The following is a 16,589-nucleotide window of genomic DNA, read 5'->3' on the forward strand; positions in this document are numbered from 1 at the left end:
CGGCGCGCCTTCCCCCGGCCCCCTCGTCCGCGGGCACGGCGGCGTGCCCTGCGCCGGAACCCTCGTCGCCGGGGGTGCCGCGGTGGCCGGGACCGTGCCGCGCCGTCTCGTCGGGCATCGCGTCACCTCGGGCGATCGAGCCGCTGGATGAGCAGGTCGGCCAGGCGGTCGCGGCTGGGCGTGGCGGCGGCGTCGGTGAGGTAGATGGCGTTGAGCAACTGGTCCGTGGCCAGCAGCTCGCTGCGGGACCGCTCCAGGAACCGGGTGACGAGGTCGTCGCCCGCGCGGGCCGCCTCGTCGCCCAGGTGGGCCCGTACGAAGGTGGCGAGCCGGTTGTGGTCCGGGCGGCCGAGCTCCAGGTGGATGCAGCGCCGCATCAGCGGGGCCGGGAAGTCGCGTTCGCCGTTGCTGGTGAGCACCACGAACGGGAAGGCGCGGCAGCGCACGCGGCCGTCGCGCACCGGCACCTTCACGCCGTCCGCGGTGAGCACCTCGGCCGTGCGGTCCGGCAGCCGGTCCGCGATGCGCTCCAGCTCGGGGATGGCGAACTCGCCCTCCTCCAGCACGTTCAGGAGGTCGTTGGGCAGGTCGATGTCGCTCTTGTCCAGCTCGTCGATGAGCAGGACGCGCGGCTTGTCGGAGGGCAGCAGGGCGGTGCCGAGGGGGCCGAGCCGGATGTAACCGCCGATCCCGTCGACGGCGCCCGGCGCCCCGGATCCGGGGCCGTGGTCCGCCTGCGCGGCGATCTGCACGTCCTGCAGTCGCGCGATGGCGTCGTAGTGGTAGAGGCCGTCCTGGAGTTCGGAGCGGCTGACGATGGACCAGCGCAGTACGTTGCCCAGGCCCAGTTCGTAGGCCACCGAGTGGGCCAGGGTGCTCTTGCCGGCGCCGGGGCTGCCGGTGACCAGGAGCGGCCGGCGCAGGTACAGCGCGGCGTTGATCATCTCGAGTTCCTCGGCGCCCGGCCGGTGCAGTTCGGCCAGGTGCCGGTGGGCGCCGAGTCTGCGGTCCTGCGACCCGTCGCCGGACCCCGCCGCGTCCCGGCTGGTGAAGTCCCGCCACGGCGGCGGGTCGGGAAGCCGGTCCAGGCCGTCGTGGGGTTCGCCGGCGCCCCGGTAGATGAGCCACTCGCTGGATTCGGTCATGATCCAATCCTCGTCGTCACTCGTCCGGGGGCGCGGTCGTCGTGGGGGCGTCCATCACGGTATCGATCCTGAACGGGACTGGTAAGAGGCACATCACCCAACGGGTCCCTCGACAAAGGGAGTTGAAACACGGGGGCGGGCCGCCGACGGAGGCACGCGCGGGCCGCGGTCACGGTGCCTCCAGCAGGTCACCGGTGCCGGGCAGGGGCTGGTGCGGATCGTCGTACAACAGCGCTATGCCGTGCGCCCAGAAGGTCTCGGGCCGTCCCGATCGCAGTTTGAAGCGCAGGTCGCGCACGGCCTCGGGCAGTCGGTGGGCGCCGATGGGGCCCGCGATCTGGTCCAGGGTGCCGCGGTGGAACTCGCCGCAGACCGCCTCCGGCAGCCCGTGCCGACGGCGCCACAGCGCCACGCCGAAGCCGCCGCGCACGAGCCGGGCAAGCCCCTCCGCGTCGCCCTCTCGGCCGTGGGTGTCCAAGCGGCACAGCACCGGGACCGTGCCGTGCGACAGGCCCCGCAACTCCTCGACCGGCGGTACCGGTTTGCGCAGGCCGTCGTCGCAGTCGAGGACCGCGGCGGTCACGGGGTGTGCGTGCAGCCAGCGCCAGCGGGCTCTGCGTTCCTCGTCGATGTCCAGCCGGTGGTCGCCGTTCAGGGCGGCCGCCGACTGGGCGCCGACCGCGCCGGTTTCACGCCGCCCGCCGGCTCCGCCGCGCTCCCCGTGGTCGCCCCGGCCGCCATGGGCGCCTTGGGCGCCGTACTCCGCGTACTTGCCGTTCTCGCCGTACTCGCCGTACTCGCCGTACTCGCCGTTCTCCGTCAGTTGGTCGCGGTCGGAGCAGCGCAGGACGACCGGGCGCTGGGTGCCGAGTCGCTCCTCCTCCGGGCCCAGCCGCCATTCGTCCACGTCGAGTGCCAGCAGCGAGTGTTCCGTCGCCACTTGCAGGACCGCCGGCCGGCCCGGCGTGTCGCACTGCCGGAACGCCTCCTTGAGGGGCGCGGACAGGTGGGTGGCGAGGTCGGCCAGCGGGACGCGCTGGACCTCCTCGAGGCGCTTCGCCTCTCCGTCGGCGCTCACGACGAAGACCGACCAGTCGCAGCGGTCCGGCTCCCAGCCCCGCCGCACGATCTCGACCAGCACGGACGACTGCGCGGCCGCCGCCCCTCCCGGGCCGCCGGCGTTCGCTCCGGTCCCCGGGTGGTCCCCCGCCCGGGTCGGCCGGCGCGCCTCCAACCTGGCCTTCCGCCGCTCGACGAGGGCCGTCCGGCGGCCGGGGCCGAGCCGCTGGGCGGCCTGCCGCACCCCGGCCCACAGGGCCTCCTCCGCGGCCGGCGTGCTGGACGCGAGGAACGGGCGGTCGGCGGTCATGGCGTGCACCGCGTAGTCGAGCACCAGGTAGAGGGCGCCGTCGTCGCGCGCGTACTCGTACAGGGCACCGAGTCCGTCGCGCCAGCCGCGCGGGGCGGGCAGCGGGGCCGGGGCTTCGAAGTCCGACAGCGAGTCGAGGATGTCCAGCAGGGAACGGGTGCTGGCCGGGGGCGGCAGGTCCGCGAGACGCCCGAGCAACTGGACGCGCTCGTCGGGGCTCAGCGTCCGACCGGGCCGGGCACCGAGCTGGCCCTGCACGTCGGCCCAGGTGTGGCGGCGCGCGTCCGGATGACGCTGCCGGTCACGGTGATAGCGGTCGTGGGCGTGCACCACCGCCTGGTACAGATCGTCGGCTTCCGTCTTCAGCTCGCCGGAGGGCGCGGGCAGCGTCCGCAGTTGTTCGAGCCCGGTGGAGGTGCCCCCGCGCGCGTGGTCGGAGCGCGACTTCAGTACGCCGATGACCTCGCCGCGCTCCGGATCGATCACGGGGCCGCCGGAGACGCCGTCCGGCAGGTCGTTGTCCCCGAGCCGCATCTGGACGTCCGTGGTCCAGCCGCCGATGGTGCCCTGCACGGTGAGGGTGCCGTCGAGCATGCTCAGCCGCCCGTCGACCACCGTCCAGCCCGCGTACAGGACCTTGCCCTCGCCGAAGTAGGCCGCCGGGCGCTCGGAGAGGTACACGCACTCGTGGTCGACGGGCTCGCTCAGCCGCACCAGCGCGAGGTCGGGGGCGGGCCAGCTGCCGGGCACGGGTCCGGCGCCCTCGGGCAGCGCCGCCGCGACGTGGCCCGAGACCGCGGACATGCCGCGGCCCGGTGCGGGCTCGTACACCACCACGACCTCGTCCCCCTCACCGCCGCGTGCCACGTGTGCGCAGGTCAGAACCCAGCTCGGCGCCACGAAGTAGCCGCTGCCGAGGAACGTCCCGGGTTCGTCGAGGGCATACCCGGCGTCCGGCCGATGAATGCGGACGGTCGCCGCCATGACGAGGCCACGCAGCGCACGGCGGGCAGCGTCGTGGGCCCCCGGTGCGCCGGGGGCGCGTCCGTGCATCACGCCCCGCTCCCGGAGGCGGCGTCACCGGCCCCGCCGTGCCCCGGAGCGCGGGCGGACGCGTCGGCCGCGGCGTCGGGGGGCTCACCACCCGGGGCACCGGAGCCGGGCGCGGGCGGGTCCGGCGGGCCGCCGTTCCAGGTGAGGGTGACCGAGATGCCCGTCTTCGCCTCACCGTCGGCCAGGAGCCCCACGACCTTGCCGGCCTTGGCGGTCAGCTCGATGCCGAACTGGACGCTCACCTCGTCCGGCCGCACCGCGCGCAACGGTTCCGCCAGCGAGCGCGCGACACCGGTGACGAGCGCGTTCAGGCTCTCGACACTCGCCTCGATCCGCTCGGTGAAGCCGGTGTCGCTGAACGACAGCTGCCCGGACGGTGCCGGCAGCTCCGCCGCGCCCGAGATCCGGGCCCAGACCGGTGTCCCGTCCGGCAGCACGATGCGCGTGACGCGCGTCGCTTCCTGTCCCATGCGTTTCCCCCGTCCCCGCGTCCCCTCGACGGCCCCGGAAGGCACGACCCCGTGGACGCCTATCCTTGTGCTGTCTTTTCACAACAGACGGAAAGACCCCATCTCTCCACCCCGCAGGCACAGGTTTCTTCCCGCACGGGAGACTCTCAACCCTGCGAAGACCCGACGGAGCACGATCCATGTACTTCACCGACCGCGGCATCGAGGAGCTGGAGAAGCGGCGCGGCGAGGAGGAGATCACCTTCGAGTGGCTCGCCGAGCAGCTGCGTACGTTCGTCGACCTGAACCCGGACTTCGAAGTCCCGGTGGAGCGCCTGGCCACGTGGCTGGCACGGCTGGACGACGAGGACGAGGACGAGTAGCACGCCGGGAGGCGAGGAGAGCGGGGGCGCACGGGCTCCGGGCTTCGGGCTTCGGGCTCCGGGCTCCGGGAAGGAGCGCGTAGGCGCGGGCAGGCGCCCGGGGCCGACCAGACCGTACGGCGGGGCCGGCTCGGCTGCCCGGCGGGGCCCGCGGAAGCGTCGGGCGGAGACGTCAGGTGCGCCCGGGGAGCCCGTGGGCCACGCCGAGCGCGCCGCGTCCGACCAGCAGCGCCCCCGCCACGGTCCAGCCTCCGCTGCGGCGCCGCAGACCCCAGACGGTGAGCGGCAGGCCCACCGCCACCTGGGCCAGGGCCAGCGCGCGGGCCCCCGAGCCGCCGGTCCAGGGCATCCAGCCGGCCAGGCGGCCCCCGGCGTCGGTCGGGCGAGTCCAGTCGGCGGTCGGGCGGCCCCCGGCGGCGCTTGGGCGGGGCCCCTCGGCAGTCGGGTCGGAGCCCTCGGCGGTCGGGCGGGGCCCGGCGGCGGGATGGCGTCCGGCGGTCTCGGTCCGGCGCACGTCGGGCAGGGCGCGGGCGGTCGCGCCGAGACGCTCGGCTCCCTCGCCGGGGTCGAGTCCGGCGGGGAGGGTGATCCCCGCGCGCGTGAGCACCGCGAGCAGTCCGCGCAGCCTGGCCCGGGCGCCGGCACCGGCCGGCCCGGATGCGCGATCGGCGTCCGCCTCGGGCCGGGTCAGCCGGTCCAGCGACTGCACGTCCAGGACCGGGTCCAGACCGAGCCGGGCGGCGAAGGTGCGCATCGCCTCGTCCTCGCCGACCGGCGTGCCGTTCGCGAGCCACACGTAACCCACCGGGCGGCGGAAACCGGACGCGAGGGTGTACCCGGCCCGGTCGGCGTCCCACCACAGGGCGAGGACGGGCCACGGGGCGCCGACGGCGAGTGCCGCGGCCCAGCCGGTGACGACACGGTCGACCGGTTCGCCCCCGTCCCGCCAGGGCCCGCCCTCCGGCACGATCACGCTCCATCCCTCCCCGGCCCGGAGCAACGGCATCCGTTCGCCCAGCAGCGGCGCGACGGCGGCGACGGCGTCCGGCTCGGCGCGGCAGAGCAGCAGGGCACCGGGAGCGAGACCACGCTCGAACTTTTCCGTCGACACGGCATCAAACTAGGGCGAGTCGGCCCGCTCAGCCCATCTTTGATCACCAGAACGGGTGTCTTGACTTTTCCCCTCCGCGATATATCGTGAATTACGGAGGACGCGATATGGCGCGTTCGGTCGAGGAGGTCGTCACCATGTCCGAGTGGTCCGTCGCGGAGCCCAGGAAGCTCTCCTTCGACGAGTCCGTGCACCGGCTCCACGTACGCATCGTCGGTGGAACGGTGAACGTGGTGGGCACGGACGAAGGTTCCGCCCGTCTGCAGGTCTCCGAGATCGAGGGGCCACCTCTGATCGTGACCCACCGGGACGGCGTGCTCACGGTGGCGTACGAGGACCTGCCCTGGAAGGGCTTCCTCAAGTGGCTGGACCGCAAGGGCTGGCGCCGCAGCGCGGTGGTCTCCCTGGCGGTGCCGACCGGCACCCGCGTGGAGGTGGGCGCGGTCAGCGCCGCGGCCGTGGTCTCCGGTCTGGACGGCCCCGCCGAGGTGAAGGGCGTCTCCGGTGACACCACGCTGGTGAGCCTCGCGGGCCCGGTCCGCGCCGACACCGTCTCGGGGAACGTGGAGGCCCAGGCCCTCACCGGCGACCTCCGCTTCAACTCCGTCTCCGGCGACCTGACGGTGGTGGAGGCGGGCTCCTCCGTGCGGGCCGACTCGGTGAGCGGGTCGATGATCGTCGATCTGGACCCGGCCGGCGGGCCCACGGACATCAGCCTGAACAGCGTCTCGGGCGAGATCGCCATCCGGCTGCCCCAGCCGGCCGACGCCCGGGTCGAGGCGAACACGGCCAGCGGCACGGTCAGCAGCGCCTTCGAGGACCTCCGGGTGGGCGGCCAGTGGGGGGCCAAGCGCATCACCGGCAGGCTCGGCGCGGGCAACGGCCGGCTGAAGGCCACCACGGTCTCCGGCTCGATCGCCCTGCTCCGCCGTCCGGCGACGGAGGACACACCGTGGGAGCGGGAGCCACAGGACACCGGCCCGGTGGACCACGCACAGAGCGACTCGGGGGACAATTCCGCTTCCGTCCGGGACCAGGGCGCCACCGGTGCCCCTTCCGACGGCACGACCGACAAGAAGGTGCTCTGACATGCCCCCCGTCTTCGCCCACGGCCGACTCCGCCTCTATCTCCTCAAGCTTCTGGACGAGGCCCCGCGCCACGGTTACGAGGTGATCCGGCTCCTCGAAGAGCGCTTCCAGGGCCTCTACGCCCCCTCCGCGGGCACGGTGTACCCGCGGCTGGCGAAGCTGGAGGCGGAGGGCCTGGTCACCCACACCACCGAGGGCGGCCGCAAGGTGTACGCCATCACGGACGCGGGCCGCGCCGAGCTGGCCGACCGCAGCGGGGAGCTGGCCGACCTGGAGCTGGAGATCCGGGAGTCGGTCGCCGAGCTGGCCGCCGAGATCCGGGCCGACGTGCGGGGCGCGGCCGGCGATCTGCGGCGGGAGATGCGGGCCGCGGCCACCGCCGCCCGCCGGGGCACCGGCTCCGGGGCGCACGAGGAGTGGAGCGGCTCCGCGGGCGGTGCCGGGGACACCGACGAGAAGGAGGCGTGGCGGGCCGCCAAGGAGGAGATGCGGCGGGTCAAGCAGGAGTGGAAGGAGCAGGCCCGTCGCGCCAAGGACGAGAGCCGCCGCGCCCGTGACGAGGCACAGCGGGCCCGGCGCCAGGCCAAGGAGGCCCAGGAGCGGGCCCGGGCCCAGGCGCAGGAGGAGGTCCAGCGCATCGCCCAGCGCGTGCAGGAGCAGGTGCAGGACCACTTCTCGCGGGGCGACTGGCCGACGGGGCTGCGCGAGGGCCTGAGCGAACTGGCCAAGGAGGTCGGCGACTTCGGAAAGGACTTCGGGAAGGAGTTCGGCAAGGACTGGGGCTTCGGCCGCACCGACACCGGGAGCGCCGGCCCGCGGACCGACCGCTCCCCCGGCGCCGAGTACTCCGTCACGCCGGAGGACTTCCCCGCCGGATACGCCCCGAGCTGGGCCCACGAGGACGCCGCGGAATCCACCGGCGACCCGGAGCGCGACCTGGACCGGCTGCTCGACCGCTTCCGGGACGACATCCGCGACGCCGCCCGGGACCACGGTGTGACGGCCGACCAGTTGCGCGAGAGCCGCCGCCGACTGTCGGAGGCCGCGGCACACATCGGGGCGATCCTGCGGACCCCGAAGGCCTGAGCCCGGCACGGCACGGCGCCCCCTGACTCCCTCGGGAGCGCCGTACGCCGGTGGACGCCCGCTGGACGCCCGTGGGCGACCGGTCACGCACAGGTGGAGCGCCGGTCAGGCGCAGGCCTGTCCGCCTCCGTCGCCCAGCACCCTGGTCAGCGACTCGTGGGTCACCCCGTGGTCGGCGAGTACCTCGGCCGGCACACCGGGGCGCAGGACCAGGGCGAGGAGGAGGTGCTCGTCCCCGATGTGCCGGTCCCGCCGGGCGACGGCGACCCGGAGGGACTTCTCCAGGACCTCCTTGGCACCCCGGCTGAAGCTGCGGTGCCCGGACCAGCGGCGCCCGCCCTTCCGGTCGTCTGCGGACAGCGCACCGACGCCATGCGCCTCCTCCACCCGGGCGACGATCTCCCCGACATCGACCCCCAGCCCGGCGAGGGCCTCCGTCTCGGCCTGGGACAGACCGGCCCGGCGCCGCGCGTCCCGCAGCTCCTGCCGTACCGCGTCCCGGTGCTCGCCGGCGCCGAGTGCCGCCAGCGCGAAGGAGGCGCGACTGCCCTCCCGGTCCAGCAGGGCGAGCAGCAGGTGCTCGGGCTCGACGGTCCCGGCCCCCACCGCTTCGGCGTGTTCGACGGCCCCCTGCACGACCGCCCGGGCGTCCTTCGTGAATCGCTCGAACATCAATGCCTCCCGTACTTCTTGTGCACGGCCTGCCTGCTGACTCCCAGCTCCGTGGCGATCTCCTGCCACGACCACCCCTGATGGCGCGCGCTGCGCACCTGTACGGCCTCCAGCTGCTCCACGAGCTTCCGGAGGGCGGCGACGGCCCGCAGCCCGATCCGGGGATCGCGGTCACCCGCACGCGTGGCGAGATCCGTTGCTTCGCTCATGCAGTCAACTTAGGTTGACAATCGACATCCGTCAACCGTAGTTGACAGATGAGGGAGTGGAACGAAGGCGGGAACGGGTACGGCAAACGCGAACGGCGGGCCCGGAGAACCGGACCCGCCGAAGGCGGAGGAAGGCGTTCGCAGACGGGGCTCAGGAGTTGCGGAGCACGATCTTGCCGAACTGCCCGCCGGAGGCCATCCGCTCGAACCCCTCGCGGGCCCGGTCCATCGGCAGCACCTCGTCGATCACGGGCCGCACACCGGTGGCGGCGCAGAAGGACAGCAGGTCCTCCAGCTCGTCCTTGGATCCCATCGTGGAGCCGACGACCTTGAGCTCCAGGAAGAAGATCCGGGTCAGCTCGGCGTGGGAGGGCCGGTCGCCGCTGGTGGCACCGGAGATGACCAGGGTGCCGCCGGGCCGCAGGGACTTGATGGAGTGCGACCAGGTGGCGGCGCCCACGGTCTCGATCACGGCGTCGACCCGCTGCGGCAGCCGAGCCCCGGTCTCCACGGCCTCCACGGCACCCAGCTCCAGGGCCCGCTTGCGCTTGGCCTCGTCCCGGCTGGTCGCGAAGACCCGCAGCCCCGCCGCCTTGCCGAGGACGATCGCGGCCGTCGCGACCCCGCCGCCGGCGCCCTGCACCAGTACGGAGTCACCGGGACGCACCCCGGCGTTGGTGAACAGCATCCGGTACGCCGTCAGCCAGGCGGTCGGCAGACAGGCGGCCTCCTCGAAGGAGAGCTCCTTGGGCTTGGGCAGGATGTTCCAGGTCGGCACGGCGACCTGCTCGGCGAACGTCCCCGGGTAGCGCTCGGTCAGGATGGAGCGGGGCTCCTTGGGGCCGACCCCGTGGCCGGTCTGGCCGATCACGGAGTGCAGGACGACCTCGTTGCCGTCCGCGTCGACCCCGGCGGCGTCGCAGCCGAGGATCATCGGCAGCCGGTCCTCGGGGAGGCCGACGCCGCGCAGGGACCACAGGTCGTGGTGGTTGAGGGAGGCGGCCCTGACATCGACGACACTCCAGCCGGGCCGGGCCTCGGGAGCCGGAAGCTCTCCCAACTCCAGGCCGGCCAAGGGCTGGTCGCGGTCGATTCGGGCGGCGTAGACAGCGAACATGACCTTGACGATAGGTTCCCCACCGCCCAACGGGAACCACGGCCCCGTGTGACACACCCCCTCTTGCGCCGCGCAGCTCCGGGCAGTCGTGCCTCCCCCAGTGCCTGAACGCCCTGGGAGGTACCCCCAGGGCGGCACGGGTGGGCGCACCGGCACCCGCCCAGCGCCGGTCAGCGCCCCCACCCGCGCCCAGCACCAGCGCACCCGCACCCGCACCCGCACCCGCACCCAAAAGACAAGCGGCCCCGCCCACCCAAGGACGAGGCCGCTCACCACACCGCGGGGATCACACGGTCACCGGCGCGCAACCCCCTCCGCCCGAGCCGCCGCGGCCACCGCCGCCGTCACGGCCGGCGCCACCCGCTCGTCGAACGGCGACGGAATGACGTAGTCCGCGGCGAGGTCGTCCCCCACCACGGAGGCCAGCGCCTCGGCCGCCGCCAGCTTCATGCCCTCGGTGATCCGCGACGCCCGCACCTGCAGCGCGCCCGCGAAGATGCCCGGGAACGCCAGCACGTTGTTGATCTGGTTCGGGAAGTCCGAGCGCCCCGTCGCCACGACCGCCGCGTACTTGTGGGCGACCTCCGGATGCACCTCCGGGTTCGGGTTGGCCATCGCGAAGACGAACGCGCCCTTCGCCATCGAGGCCACCGCCGGCTCCGGCACCGTACCGCCGGAGACGCCGATGAAGACGTCGGCGCCCGCGAGGGCCGCCTCCAGCGGGCCGGACACCCCGGCCTTGTTGGTGAAGGAGGCCAGCTCCTGCTTGACCGGCGTCAGGTCGTCCCGGTCGGCCGAGACGACGCCCTTGCGGTCGGCGACCGCAACGTCCCCGATGCCGGCTTCCACGAGCATCTTGGCGATGGCGACCCCGGCCGCGCCCGCGCCCGAGATCACCGCCCGCAGCTCGCCCAGCGTCCGCCCGCTCAGCCGCGCCGCGTTCCGCAGCGCCGCCAGCGTCACGACGGCCGTACCGTGCTGGTCGTCGTGGAAGACCGGGATGTCGAGGCGCTCCTGGAGCTTGCGCTCGATCTCGAAGCACCGCGGTGCCGAGATGTCCTCGAGGTTGACGCCGCCGAAGGAGGGCGCGAGCCGGACCACGGTCTCGACGATCTCGTCGGCGTCCGTGCAGTTCAGGGCGATCGGGACCGCGTCCACACCGCCGAACTGCTTGAAGAGGATGGCCTTGCCCTCCATCACGGGAAGGGAGGCCTCGGGCCCGATGTCCCCGAGGCCCAGCACCGCCGTACCGTCCGTCACGACGGCGACGACCGACGACTTCCAGGTGTAGTCGTGGACGAGGTCGGGCTGCTCGGCGATCGCGCTGCACACTTTCGCGACGCCGGGCGTGTACGCCAGGGACAGGTCTTCCTTGTCGCGGACCGGCACGGTGGCCTGGACGGCCATCTTGCCGCCGCGGTGCAGCGCGAACGCGGGGTCGAAGGAGTCGAGCGGCTCGGCGCCCTCCCCCTGTTCCGCACCGGCTTCGCTGTCGCTGCGAGGATTGACGATCTCCGCTGCCACTTTGTCTTACCCCTTAAGAGTTCATGGATTGAGGGTTTGTCCACTCCTGGTGAGGAATGGGCGGGCACCGCACAGGGAGATGGCTGTCCGGGCCACGAGGCCCCTGCGCGACGGGCGCGCCGCACACGCGCCCTGAGCCCCTGATGAGGGGTGTAAAGAACCTTCTTACCCGACGGACGGCCCTCGCGACGAGTCCGATAAGCGCAAGCTCACATGCCGGACCCCGAACGCCGCATGTCGGTGACATGGCTCATAGCCACGGTTCCGGACAACCTCCCGGAACCACTTGACAGACCCGCAAGTGCCATCTTCAACGACCTTGATCACTCGTCATCCATGTTCGGATAACAAGAAATTCCGTAGATCTTCCGGCCGGAAGGGCAGATTCCCGCAAAGGTTCGGTCGTGATGTACCGACCTGGTGCGGTTCGGGGGGTGACCCGTTATCCGATTTTGACATGACGGCCCCCCTGAATGGCCGAGTCCGAATGGCAAGATGCCGTAATCGCACGAGGTCGCGGCGCTCGAAGGTGTGTGCTCTCGTCGCCTCACGATGCCGGTCGGCCCCCGGCCGGCGTTCCGTCACACCGGAACTCACCCGTCCCCATCGGCTACTCCCTCATCCGCCGGAGGAACCACCATGACCGCACGCTCCACCCGTCGTACGACCGCCGCGCACTCCCGGCTAGCAGCGGTCGGTGCGATCGCGGTCGCAGGCGCCCTGCTGCTCACCGGATGCGGCGACCAGACCGAGAGCAGTGGCTCGGGCGGCGGCGACACCCAGTCCTCGGGCGGCGCCCCGCTGGCCGACAAGCTGCCGCAGTCGATCCGCGACAAGGGCGTCATCAAGGTCGGCTCCGACATCGCGTACGCGCCGGTCGAGTTCAAGGACGACTCCGGCAAGACCGTCGGTATCGACCCCGACCTCGCGGACGCCCTGGGCAAGCAGCTCGGCGTGAAGTTCGAGTTCGAGAACGGCACCTTCGACACGCTGATCACCGGTCTGCGCTCCAAGCGGTACGACATCGCCATGTCCGCGATGACCGACACCAAGGACCGCCAGGAGGGCATCGACGCCGACACCGGCAAGAAGGTCGGCCAGGGCGTCGACTTCGTCGACTACTTCACCGCCGGTGTCTCGATCTACACCAAGAAGGGCGACGACCAGGGCATCAAGACCTGGTCCGACCTGTGCGGCAAGAAGCTCGTGCTCCAGCGCGGCACGGTCTCCGAGGACCTCGCCAAGGCCGAGAACGAGAAGTGCCCGGCCGGCAAGAAGATCTCCATGGAGGCCTTCGACAACGACCAGCAGGCCCAGACCCGCCTGCGCGCGGGCGGCGCGGACGCCGGTTCCTCCGACTTCCCGGTCGCGGCGTACGCCGTGAAGACCTCCGGCGGCGGCAAGGACTTCGAGATCGTCGGCGAGCAGGTCGAGGCCGCCCCGTACGGCATCGCGGTCGCCAAGGACAACACGCAGCTGCGCGACGCCCTGAAGGCGGCGCTGGACGCGGTGATCGCCAACGGCGAGTACAAGAAGATCATGGACAAGTGGGGCGTGGCGGAAGGCGCCGTCACGGAGGCCACCATCAACGGCGGCAAGTGACCGCGCTGCGGGCACTGAAAGGCAACATCCGTGACTGTTGACATCGACAAGACGGCGGGCGGCCCGGCGGGTAACCCGCCGACCCCGCCGGAGGCCATCAAGGCCATCCCGGTCCGGCACTACGGGCGCTACGTCTCCGCGGTCGTCGCGATCGCGCTGCTGGCCGCGGTCGTCTACGCGTTCTCCCAGGGCAAGATCAACTGGGGTGCGATCCCGGACTACTTCTTCGACGACCGCGTCCTGACCGGCATGGGCAAGACGCTGCTGATCACCGTCCTCGCGATGCTGATCGGCATCGTCGGCGGCATCCTGCTCGCGGTGATGCGGCTGTCGAAGAACCCGGTGACCTCGTCCATCGCGTGGTTCTACATCTGGTTCTTCCGCGGCACGCCGGTCCTGGTGCAGCTGGTCGTCTGGTTCAACCTCGGCCTGGTCTTCGAGTACATCAACCTCGGCCCGTTCTACCGCGACGAGTGGTCCGACTTCATGACGCCGTTCCTGACGGCGCTGCTCGGCCTCGGCCTCAACGAGGCGGCGTACATGGCGGAGATCTGCCGCGCCGGTCTGCTCGCGGTCGACGAGGGACAGACCGAGGCGGCGCACGCGCTGGGCATGAGCCACGCCAAGACGCTGCGCCGGATCGTGGTCCCGCAGGCGATGCGCGTGATCGTGCCGCCGACGGGCAACGAGGTCATCAACATGCTGAAGACGACCTCCCTGGTGTCGGTCGTCCAGTACGCCGAGTTGTTCAGAGTCGCCCAGGACATCGGCCAGACCTCGGGCGCACCGGCCGAGATGCTGTTCCTCGCGGCGGCCTGGTACCTGTTGCTGACCTCGGTCTTCAGCGTCGGCCAGTACTACTTGGAGCGGCACTACGCCCGCGGTTCCAGCCGCAGCCTGCCGCCCACCCCGATGCAGAAGATCAGGGCGAACCTGTTCTCCCTGTCGAACCGCTCCAGCACGACGGGAGGTGCGGCATGACCGCCATGGTCAAGGCCGAGGGCGTCCACAAGTCCTTCGGCGCCGTCGAGGTCCTCAAGGGCATCGACCTGGAGGTGAAGCAGGGCGAGGTGTTCTGCCTCATCGGCCCCTCCGGCTCCGGCAAGTCGACGTTCCTGCGCTGCATCAACCACCTGGAGAAGATCAACGCCGGGCGGTTGTACGTCGACGGCGAGCTGGTCGGCTACCGCCAGAAGGGCGACAAGCTCTACGAGCTGAAGGACAGCGAGGTCGCCCTCAAGCGCCGGGACATCGGCATGGTCTTCCAGCGCTTCAACCTGTTCCCGCACATGACGGCCGTGGAGAACGTCATGGAGGCGCCGGTCCAGGTCAAGGGCGCGAGCAGGTCCCAGGCCCGGGACCGCGCACGGTCCCTGCTGGAGCGGGTGGGCCTGGGCGACAAGGCCGGCAACTACCCCTCGCAGCTCTCCGGCGGCCAGCAGCAGCGGGTCGCCATCGCGCGGGCCCTGGCGATGGACCCGAAGCTGATGCTGTTCGACGAGCCGACCTCGGCGCTCGACCCGGAGCTGGTCGGCGACGTCCTCGACGTCATGCGCGACCTCGCCGAGTCCGGCATGACGATGGTCGTCGTCACCCACGAGATGGGCTTCGCCCGCGAGGTCGGCGACAGCCTGGTCTTCATGGACAACGGCGTGGTGGTCGAGTCGGGCAACCCGCGCGACGTCCTGACCGACCCGCAGCACGACCGGACGAAGGCGTTCCTGTCCAAGGTCCTCTGAGGCCACGTGCGCGGCAGGGGCGGTACGGATCTCCCGTACCGCCCCTGCCGGCTTTCAGCGGCTCACTTCACGGCCAGCAGCAGGGTGTCCGACGGCGAGCACCACACCGGCCGTGCCTCGCCGAAGCCCTTCTCGCGCAGTACGCGCGCGTGCCACGCCGCCGAGGGCATCTCGCCGTCGGCGTGCTCGCCGTAGATCTCGAAGCGGCGGGCGGTGGGCCCGGCCAGCACCGGGTCCTCGGCGGCGAGCTGCCACCACTCGGACCAGTCCAGGGCGCCCCCGTCCTTGGCGGAGTCCATCCGGGCGTGCCGCTGCGCGCGCTCGGCCGCGTTGATCCGGGGCGTCGTGTCGTCGATCATGTGGTCCGCGTTCATGAAGACACCACCGTCGCGGACCAATCCCGCGACCCGACCGTAGAGATCCGCGAGGGGCTCGGCGTGGAACCAGTGCAGGGCCGTGGCGGTCAGCACGGCGTCGTACGTGTCGTACGGCAGCTTCGCCGGCCAGTCGGGGTCCTTGAGGTCGGCGGTGACGAAGGAGACCCGGTCGTCGTCCGCGAAGGTGCCCTCGGCGATGGCGAGGAGCGCCGGGTCGAGGTCCACGCCGGTGCTGGTGGCCCGCGGGAACCGGGCGAGCAGCCGGGCCGTGATGGTGCCGGTGCCGCAGGCCAGGTCGAGGACGCGCGGCGCGGGTCCGACGAGCGCCTCGACCATGTCGAGCATGATCCGGAACCGCTCCTCCCGGTCCGGCATGTACCACTCCTGCTGCCGGTCCCAGCTCTCCTGCCAGGCCTGCCAGTCGGTACCCGTCGCGGCGGCCGTCGTTGTGGTCACCGTGGTCCTGGTAGTCGTCGTGGCGTCCGCGTCCGTCATCGAGCCCCTCCACACCTGCGTCACGTAATACCCTGGAAGCACAATCAGCCATTACTGACCGCAGGCACGACCCTAGAGCCCCTTCGTAAGGACTACAAGTGGAACTGGCCTATTACTCGGATTACGCCGTACGTCTCGTCAACACCGAGGAACCCTCGCGGGGCCAGGACTCCCTGACCTCGGTGGAGGCCGTCCGCGAACTCTTCGGCGCCAACCAGTCGGCGGCCCGCCGCGCGTCCGACGCCGACGTGACGCGGTTCCGCTCGGTGCGGGGACGGCTGCGCGCGGTCTTCGAGGCTGCCGACGGCGGCGACGAGACCCTCGCCGTGGACCTGCTGAACTCACTGCTCCTGGAGTTCCCGGTGAGCCCGCAGATCTCCGGGCACGACCAGCGCGCCGACGACGGCAGCCCGCTGTGGCACATGCACCTCGCGGACCACCCCTCCAACGCGACCGCGGGTTTCGCGGCCATCGCGGCGATGGGCCTGGCCTTCCACCTCACCGAGTACGGCGTCGACCGGCTGGGCCTGTGCGAGGCGGCCCCGTGCCGCAACGCCTACCTGGACACCTCGACCAATCGCTCCCGGCGCTACTGCTCCGACCGCTGCGCCACCCGCGCCAACGTGGCGGCCTACCGCGCCCGCAAGCGCCTGGAGGCGGACCGGTCGGCCAGCACCGGCCTGACCGCCGACAGCGCCCAGCGGACCACGGCGAACGGCGAGCGCTGACCCGCCCGTGGCCGGTACCGGAACCGGACCCTGCCCAGGACGAGGTCCTGCGGGACGACCCCGTAGTCGGTGCTGTCCCCGCCCGCGAAGGCGTTGTCCCCGAGCACCCACCAGCCGGCCCCGCGCCGTTCGGCCGCCCGCTTGACCACGAGCAGGTCCTGCTGGAAGGGATGCCGCAGCACCACCACGTCACCCGGCCGGACCCGCGCCCCCCAGTGCACGAGCAGCACGTCACCGTGGTGCAGCGTGGGCACCATCGACGGCCCGGTCACCTCGGCCGGCCCGAAGGGCAGCGCCCCTCTGGCGCGCTCGGTCTCCTGCGACAGTTGCTCCGGCATCACCCGGCACCTCCCCGGTCTTTCCTCCACCAGTCTCAGTCTCACCCCGGACTTTTGTCCTAAGCCCACGGGGGCACTCGCGAAATCGGGCCTCCCAGGGAGT

17 protein-coding genes are annotated in these 16,589 nt (G+C 72.1%); 7 read left to right on the forward strand and 10 right to left on the reverse strand.

From position 1 onward, the window contains the following. Positions 1–122: 122 nt before the first annotated feature. The 3 genes from D1J63_RS12010 to D1J63_RS12020 all read right to left on the reverse strand — a co-directional run bounded on the left by D1J63_RS12010 (position 123) and on the right by D1J63_RS12020 (position 4,037). Entirely contained in the window at positions 123–1,145 is a 1,023-nt protein-coding gene (locus D1J63_RS12010; RefSeq protein ID WP_102928373.1) for a MoxR family ATPase, read from the reverse strand. Positions 1,146–1,314: 169 nt separating this feature from the next. Beyond that, positions 1,315–3,570 carry a trypsin-like peptidase domain-containing protein gene (locus tag D1J63_RS12015; RefSeq protein ID WP_125628887.1) on the reverse strand — a complete coding sequence of 752 codons (2,256 nt, stop codon included), beginning with the start codon at positions 3,568–3,570 and terminating at the stop codon, positions 1,315–1,317. Beyond that, on the reverse strand, positions 3,567–4,037 hold the full coding sequence (locus tag D1J63_RS12020; protein ID WP_125628888.1) for a CU044_2847 family protein: 471 nt from the start codon (positions 4,035–4,037) through the stop codon (positions 3,567–3,569). Before D1J63_RS12020 ends, D1J63_RS12015 begins: the two co-directional genes overlap by 4 nt. A gap of 179 nt (positions 4,038–4,216) precedes the next feature. Between D1J63_RS12020 and D1J63_RS12025 the strand changes: the two genes are divergently transcribed. Further along, positions 4,217–4,399: a DUF6104 family protein gene (locus D1J63_RS12025; protein ID WP_014176503.1), complete on the forward strand. Its 183-nt coding sequence runs from the start codon at positions 4,217–4,219 to the stop codon at positions 4,397–4,399. A 172-nt stretch (positions 4,400–4,571) separates the two neighbouring features. Here D1J63_RS12025 and D1J63_RS12030 read toward each other — a convergent pair whose 3' ends face one another. After that, entirely contained in the window at positions 4,572–5,510 is a 939-nt protein-coding gene (locus tag D1J63_RS12030) for a hypothetical protein (protein ID WP_125628889.1), read from the reverse strand. A gap of 137 nt (positions 5,511–5,647) precedes the next feature. On the opposite strand from D1J63_RS12030, the gene D1J63_RS12035 reads away from it, so the two are divergent. Together D1J63_RS12035 and D1J63_RS12040 are read left to right on the forward strand one after the other, a co-directional pair. Beyond that, on the forward strand, positions 5,648–6,598 hold the full coding sequence (locus D1J63_RS12035; protein ID WP_164713173.1) for a DUF4097 family beta strand repeat-containing protein: 951 nt from the start codon (positions 5,648–5,650) through the stop codon (positions 6,596–6,598). Position 6,599: 1 nt separating this feature from the next. After that, positions 6,600–7,685 carry a PadR family transcriptional regulator gene (locus D1J63_RS12040; protein ID WP_125628890.1) on the forward strand — a complete coding sequence of 362 codons (1,086 nt, stop codon included), beginning with the start codon at positions 6,600–6,602 and terminating at the stop codon, positions 7,683–7,685. Between the two features lie 105 nt (positions 7,686–7,790). Here D1J63_RS12040 and D1J63_RS12045 read toward each other — a convergent pair whose 3' ends face one another. The 4 genes from D1J63_RS12045 to D1J63_RS12060 all read right to left on the reverse strand — a co-directional run bounded on the left by D1J63_RS12045 (position 7,791) and on the right by D1J63_RS12060 (position 11,207). Then, positions 7,791–8,357, reverse strand: a complete 567-nt coding sequence (locus tag D1J63_RS12045) for a Clp protease N-terminal domain-containing protein (protein WP_125628891.1) — start codon at positions 8,355–8,357, stop codon at positions 7,791–7,793. Beyond that, complete coding sequence (locus D1J63_RS12050; protein ID WP_061442592.1) at positions 8,357–8,566, reverse strand: helix-turn-helix domain-containing protein; 210 nt, start codon at positions 8,564–8,566, stop codon at positions 8,357–8,359. Before D1J63_RS12050 ends, D1J63_RS12045 begins: the two co-directional genes overlap by 1 nt. A gap of 151 nt (positions 8,567–8,717) precedes the next feature. Further along, positions 8,718–9,683 carry a zinc-binding dehydrogenase gene (locus tag D1J63_RS12055; RefSeq protein ID WP_102928398.1) on the reverse strand — a complete coding sequence of 322 codons (966 nt, stop codon included), beginning with the start codon at positions 9,681–9,683 and terminating at the stop codon, positions 8,718–8,720. A 294-nt stretch (positions 9,684–9,977) separates the two neighbouring features. Further along, entirely contained in the window at positions 9,978–11,207 is a 1,230-nt protein-coding gene (locus D1J63_RS12060) for an NADP-dependent malic enzyme (RefSeq protein WP_125628892.1), read from the reverse strand. Between the two features lie 639 nt (positions 11,208–11,846). Between D1J63_RS12060 and D1J63_RS12070 the strand changes: the two genes are divergently transcribed. The 3 genes from D1J63_RS12070 to D1J63_RS12080 are packed head-to-tail and all read left to right on the forward strand — an operon-like array spanning position 11,847 to position 14,548. Continuing rightward, positions 11,847–12,809, forward strand: a complete 963-nt coding sequence (locus tag D1J63_RS12070; protein ID WP_125628894.1) for an ABC transporter substrate-binding protein — start codon at positions 11,847–11,849, stop codon at positions 12,807–12,809. Positions 12,810–12,839: 30 nt separating this feature from the next. Further along, positions 12,840–13,790, forward strand: coding sequence for an amino acid ABC transporter permease (locus D1J63_RS12075; RefSeq protein WP_102928401.1), 951 nt, complete (start codon positions 12,840–12,842; stop codon positions 13,788–13,790). After that, positions 13,787–14,548, forward strand: a complete 762-nt coding sequence (locus D1J63_RS12080; RefSeq protein ID WP_125628895.1) for an amino acid ABC transporter ATP-binding protein — start codon at positions 13,787–13,789, stop codon at positions 14,546–14,548. The genes D1J63_RS12075 and D1J63_RS12080 overlap by 4 nt, the downstream gene beginning before the upstream one ends. Positions 14,549–14,610: 62 nt before the next feature. Here the strand turns inward: D1J63_RS12080 and D1J63_RS12085 are convergent, their stop codons facing one another. Next, positions 14,611–15,420: a class I SAM-dependent methyltransferase gene (locus D1J63_RS12085; RefSeq protein WP_125628896.1), complete on the reverse strand. Its 810-nt coding sequence runs from the start codon at positions 15,418–15,420 to the stop codon at positions 14,611–14,613. Between the two features lie 98 nt (positions 15,421–15,518). Here D1J63_RS12085 and D1J63_RS12090 point away from each other — a divergent pair, with 98 nt between their 5' ends. Then, a complete protein-coding gene (locus tag D1J63_RS12090) occupies positions 15,519–16,148 on the forward strand; it encodes a CGNR zinc finger domain-containing protein (RefSeq protein WP_102928404.1) in 630 nt (209 codons plus the stop codon). Here D1J63_RS12090 and sodX read toward each other — a convergent pair. Continuing rightward, entirely contained in the window at positions 16,052–16,486 is a 435-nt protein-coding gene (gene sodX / locus D1J63_RS12095; protein ID WP_164419795.1) for a nickel-type superoxide dismutase maturation protease, read from the reverse strand. The two genes, D1J63_RS12090 and sodX, sit on opposite strands and share 97 nt — an antisense overlap. Between the last annotated feature and the right edge of the window lie 103 nt (positions 16,487–16,589).

The sequence above is a fragment of the Streptomyces sp. KPB2 genome, assembly GCF_003950055.1.
GTDB lineage: Bacteria > Actinomycetota > Actinomycetes > Streptomycetales > Streptomycetaceae > Streptomyces > Streptomyces salinarius.

Bases quoted from the DNA above. Each gene is read 5' to 3' on its own strand.
- D1J63_RS12010 (WP_102928373.1), bottom strand. From the start codon at position 1,145: ATGACCGAATCCAGCGAGTGGCTCATCTACCGGGGCGCCGGCGAACCC.
- D1J63_RS12035 (WP_164713173.1), top strand. From the start codon at position 5,648: ATGTCCGAGTGGTCCGTCGCGGAGCCCAGGAAGCTCTCCTTCGACGAG.
- D1J63_RS12055 (WP_102928398.1), bottom strand. From the start codon at position 9,683: ATGTTCGCTGTCTACGCCGCCCGAATCGACCGCGACCAGCCCTTGGCC.
- D1J63_RS12080 (WP_125628895.1), top strand. From the start codon at position 13,787: ATGACCGCCATGGTCAAGGCCGAGGGCGTCCACAAGTCCTTCGGCGCC.
- D1J63_RS12050 (WP_061442592.1), bottom strand. From the start codon at position 8,566: ATGAGCGAAGCAACGGATCTCGCCACGCGTGCGGGTGACCGCGATCCC.
- sodX (WP_164419795.1), bottom strand. From the start codon at position 16,486: ATGCCGGAGCAACTGTCGCAGGAGACCGAGCGCGCCAGAGGGGCGCTG.
- D1J63_RS12040 (WP_125628890.1), top strand. From the start codon at position 6,600: ATGCCCCCCGTCTTCGCCCACGGCCGACTCCGCCTCTATCTCCTCAAG.
- D1J63_RS12070 (WP_125628894.1), top strand. From the start codon at position 11,847: ATGACCGCACGCTCCACCCGTCGTACGACCGCCGCGCACTCCCGGCTA.
- D1J63_RS12025 (WP_014176503.1), top strand. From the start codon at position 4,217: ATGTACTTCACCGACCGCGGCATCGAGGAGCTGGAGAAGCGGCGCGGC.
- D1J63_RS12020 (WP_125628888.1), bottom strand. From the start codon at position 4,037: ATGGGACAGGAAGCGACGCGCGTCACGCGCATCGTGCTGCCGGACGGG.
- D1J63_RS12045 (WP_125628891.1), bottom strand. From the start codon at position 8,357: ATGTTCGAGCGATTCACGAAGGACGCCCGGGCGGTCGTGCAGGGGGCC.
- D1J63_RS12085 (WP_125628896.1), bottom strand. From the start codon at position 15,420: ATGACGGACGCGGACGCCACGACGACTACCAGGACCACGGTGACCACA.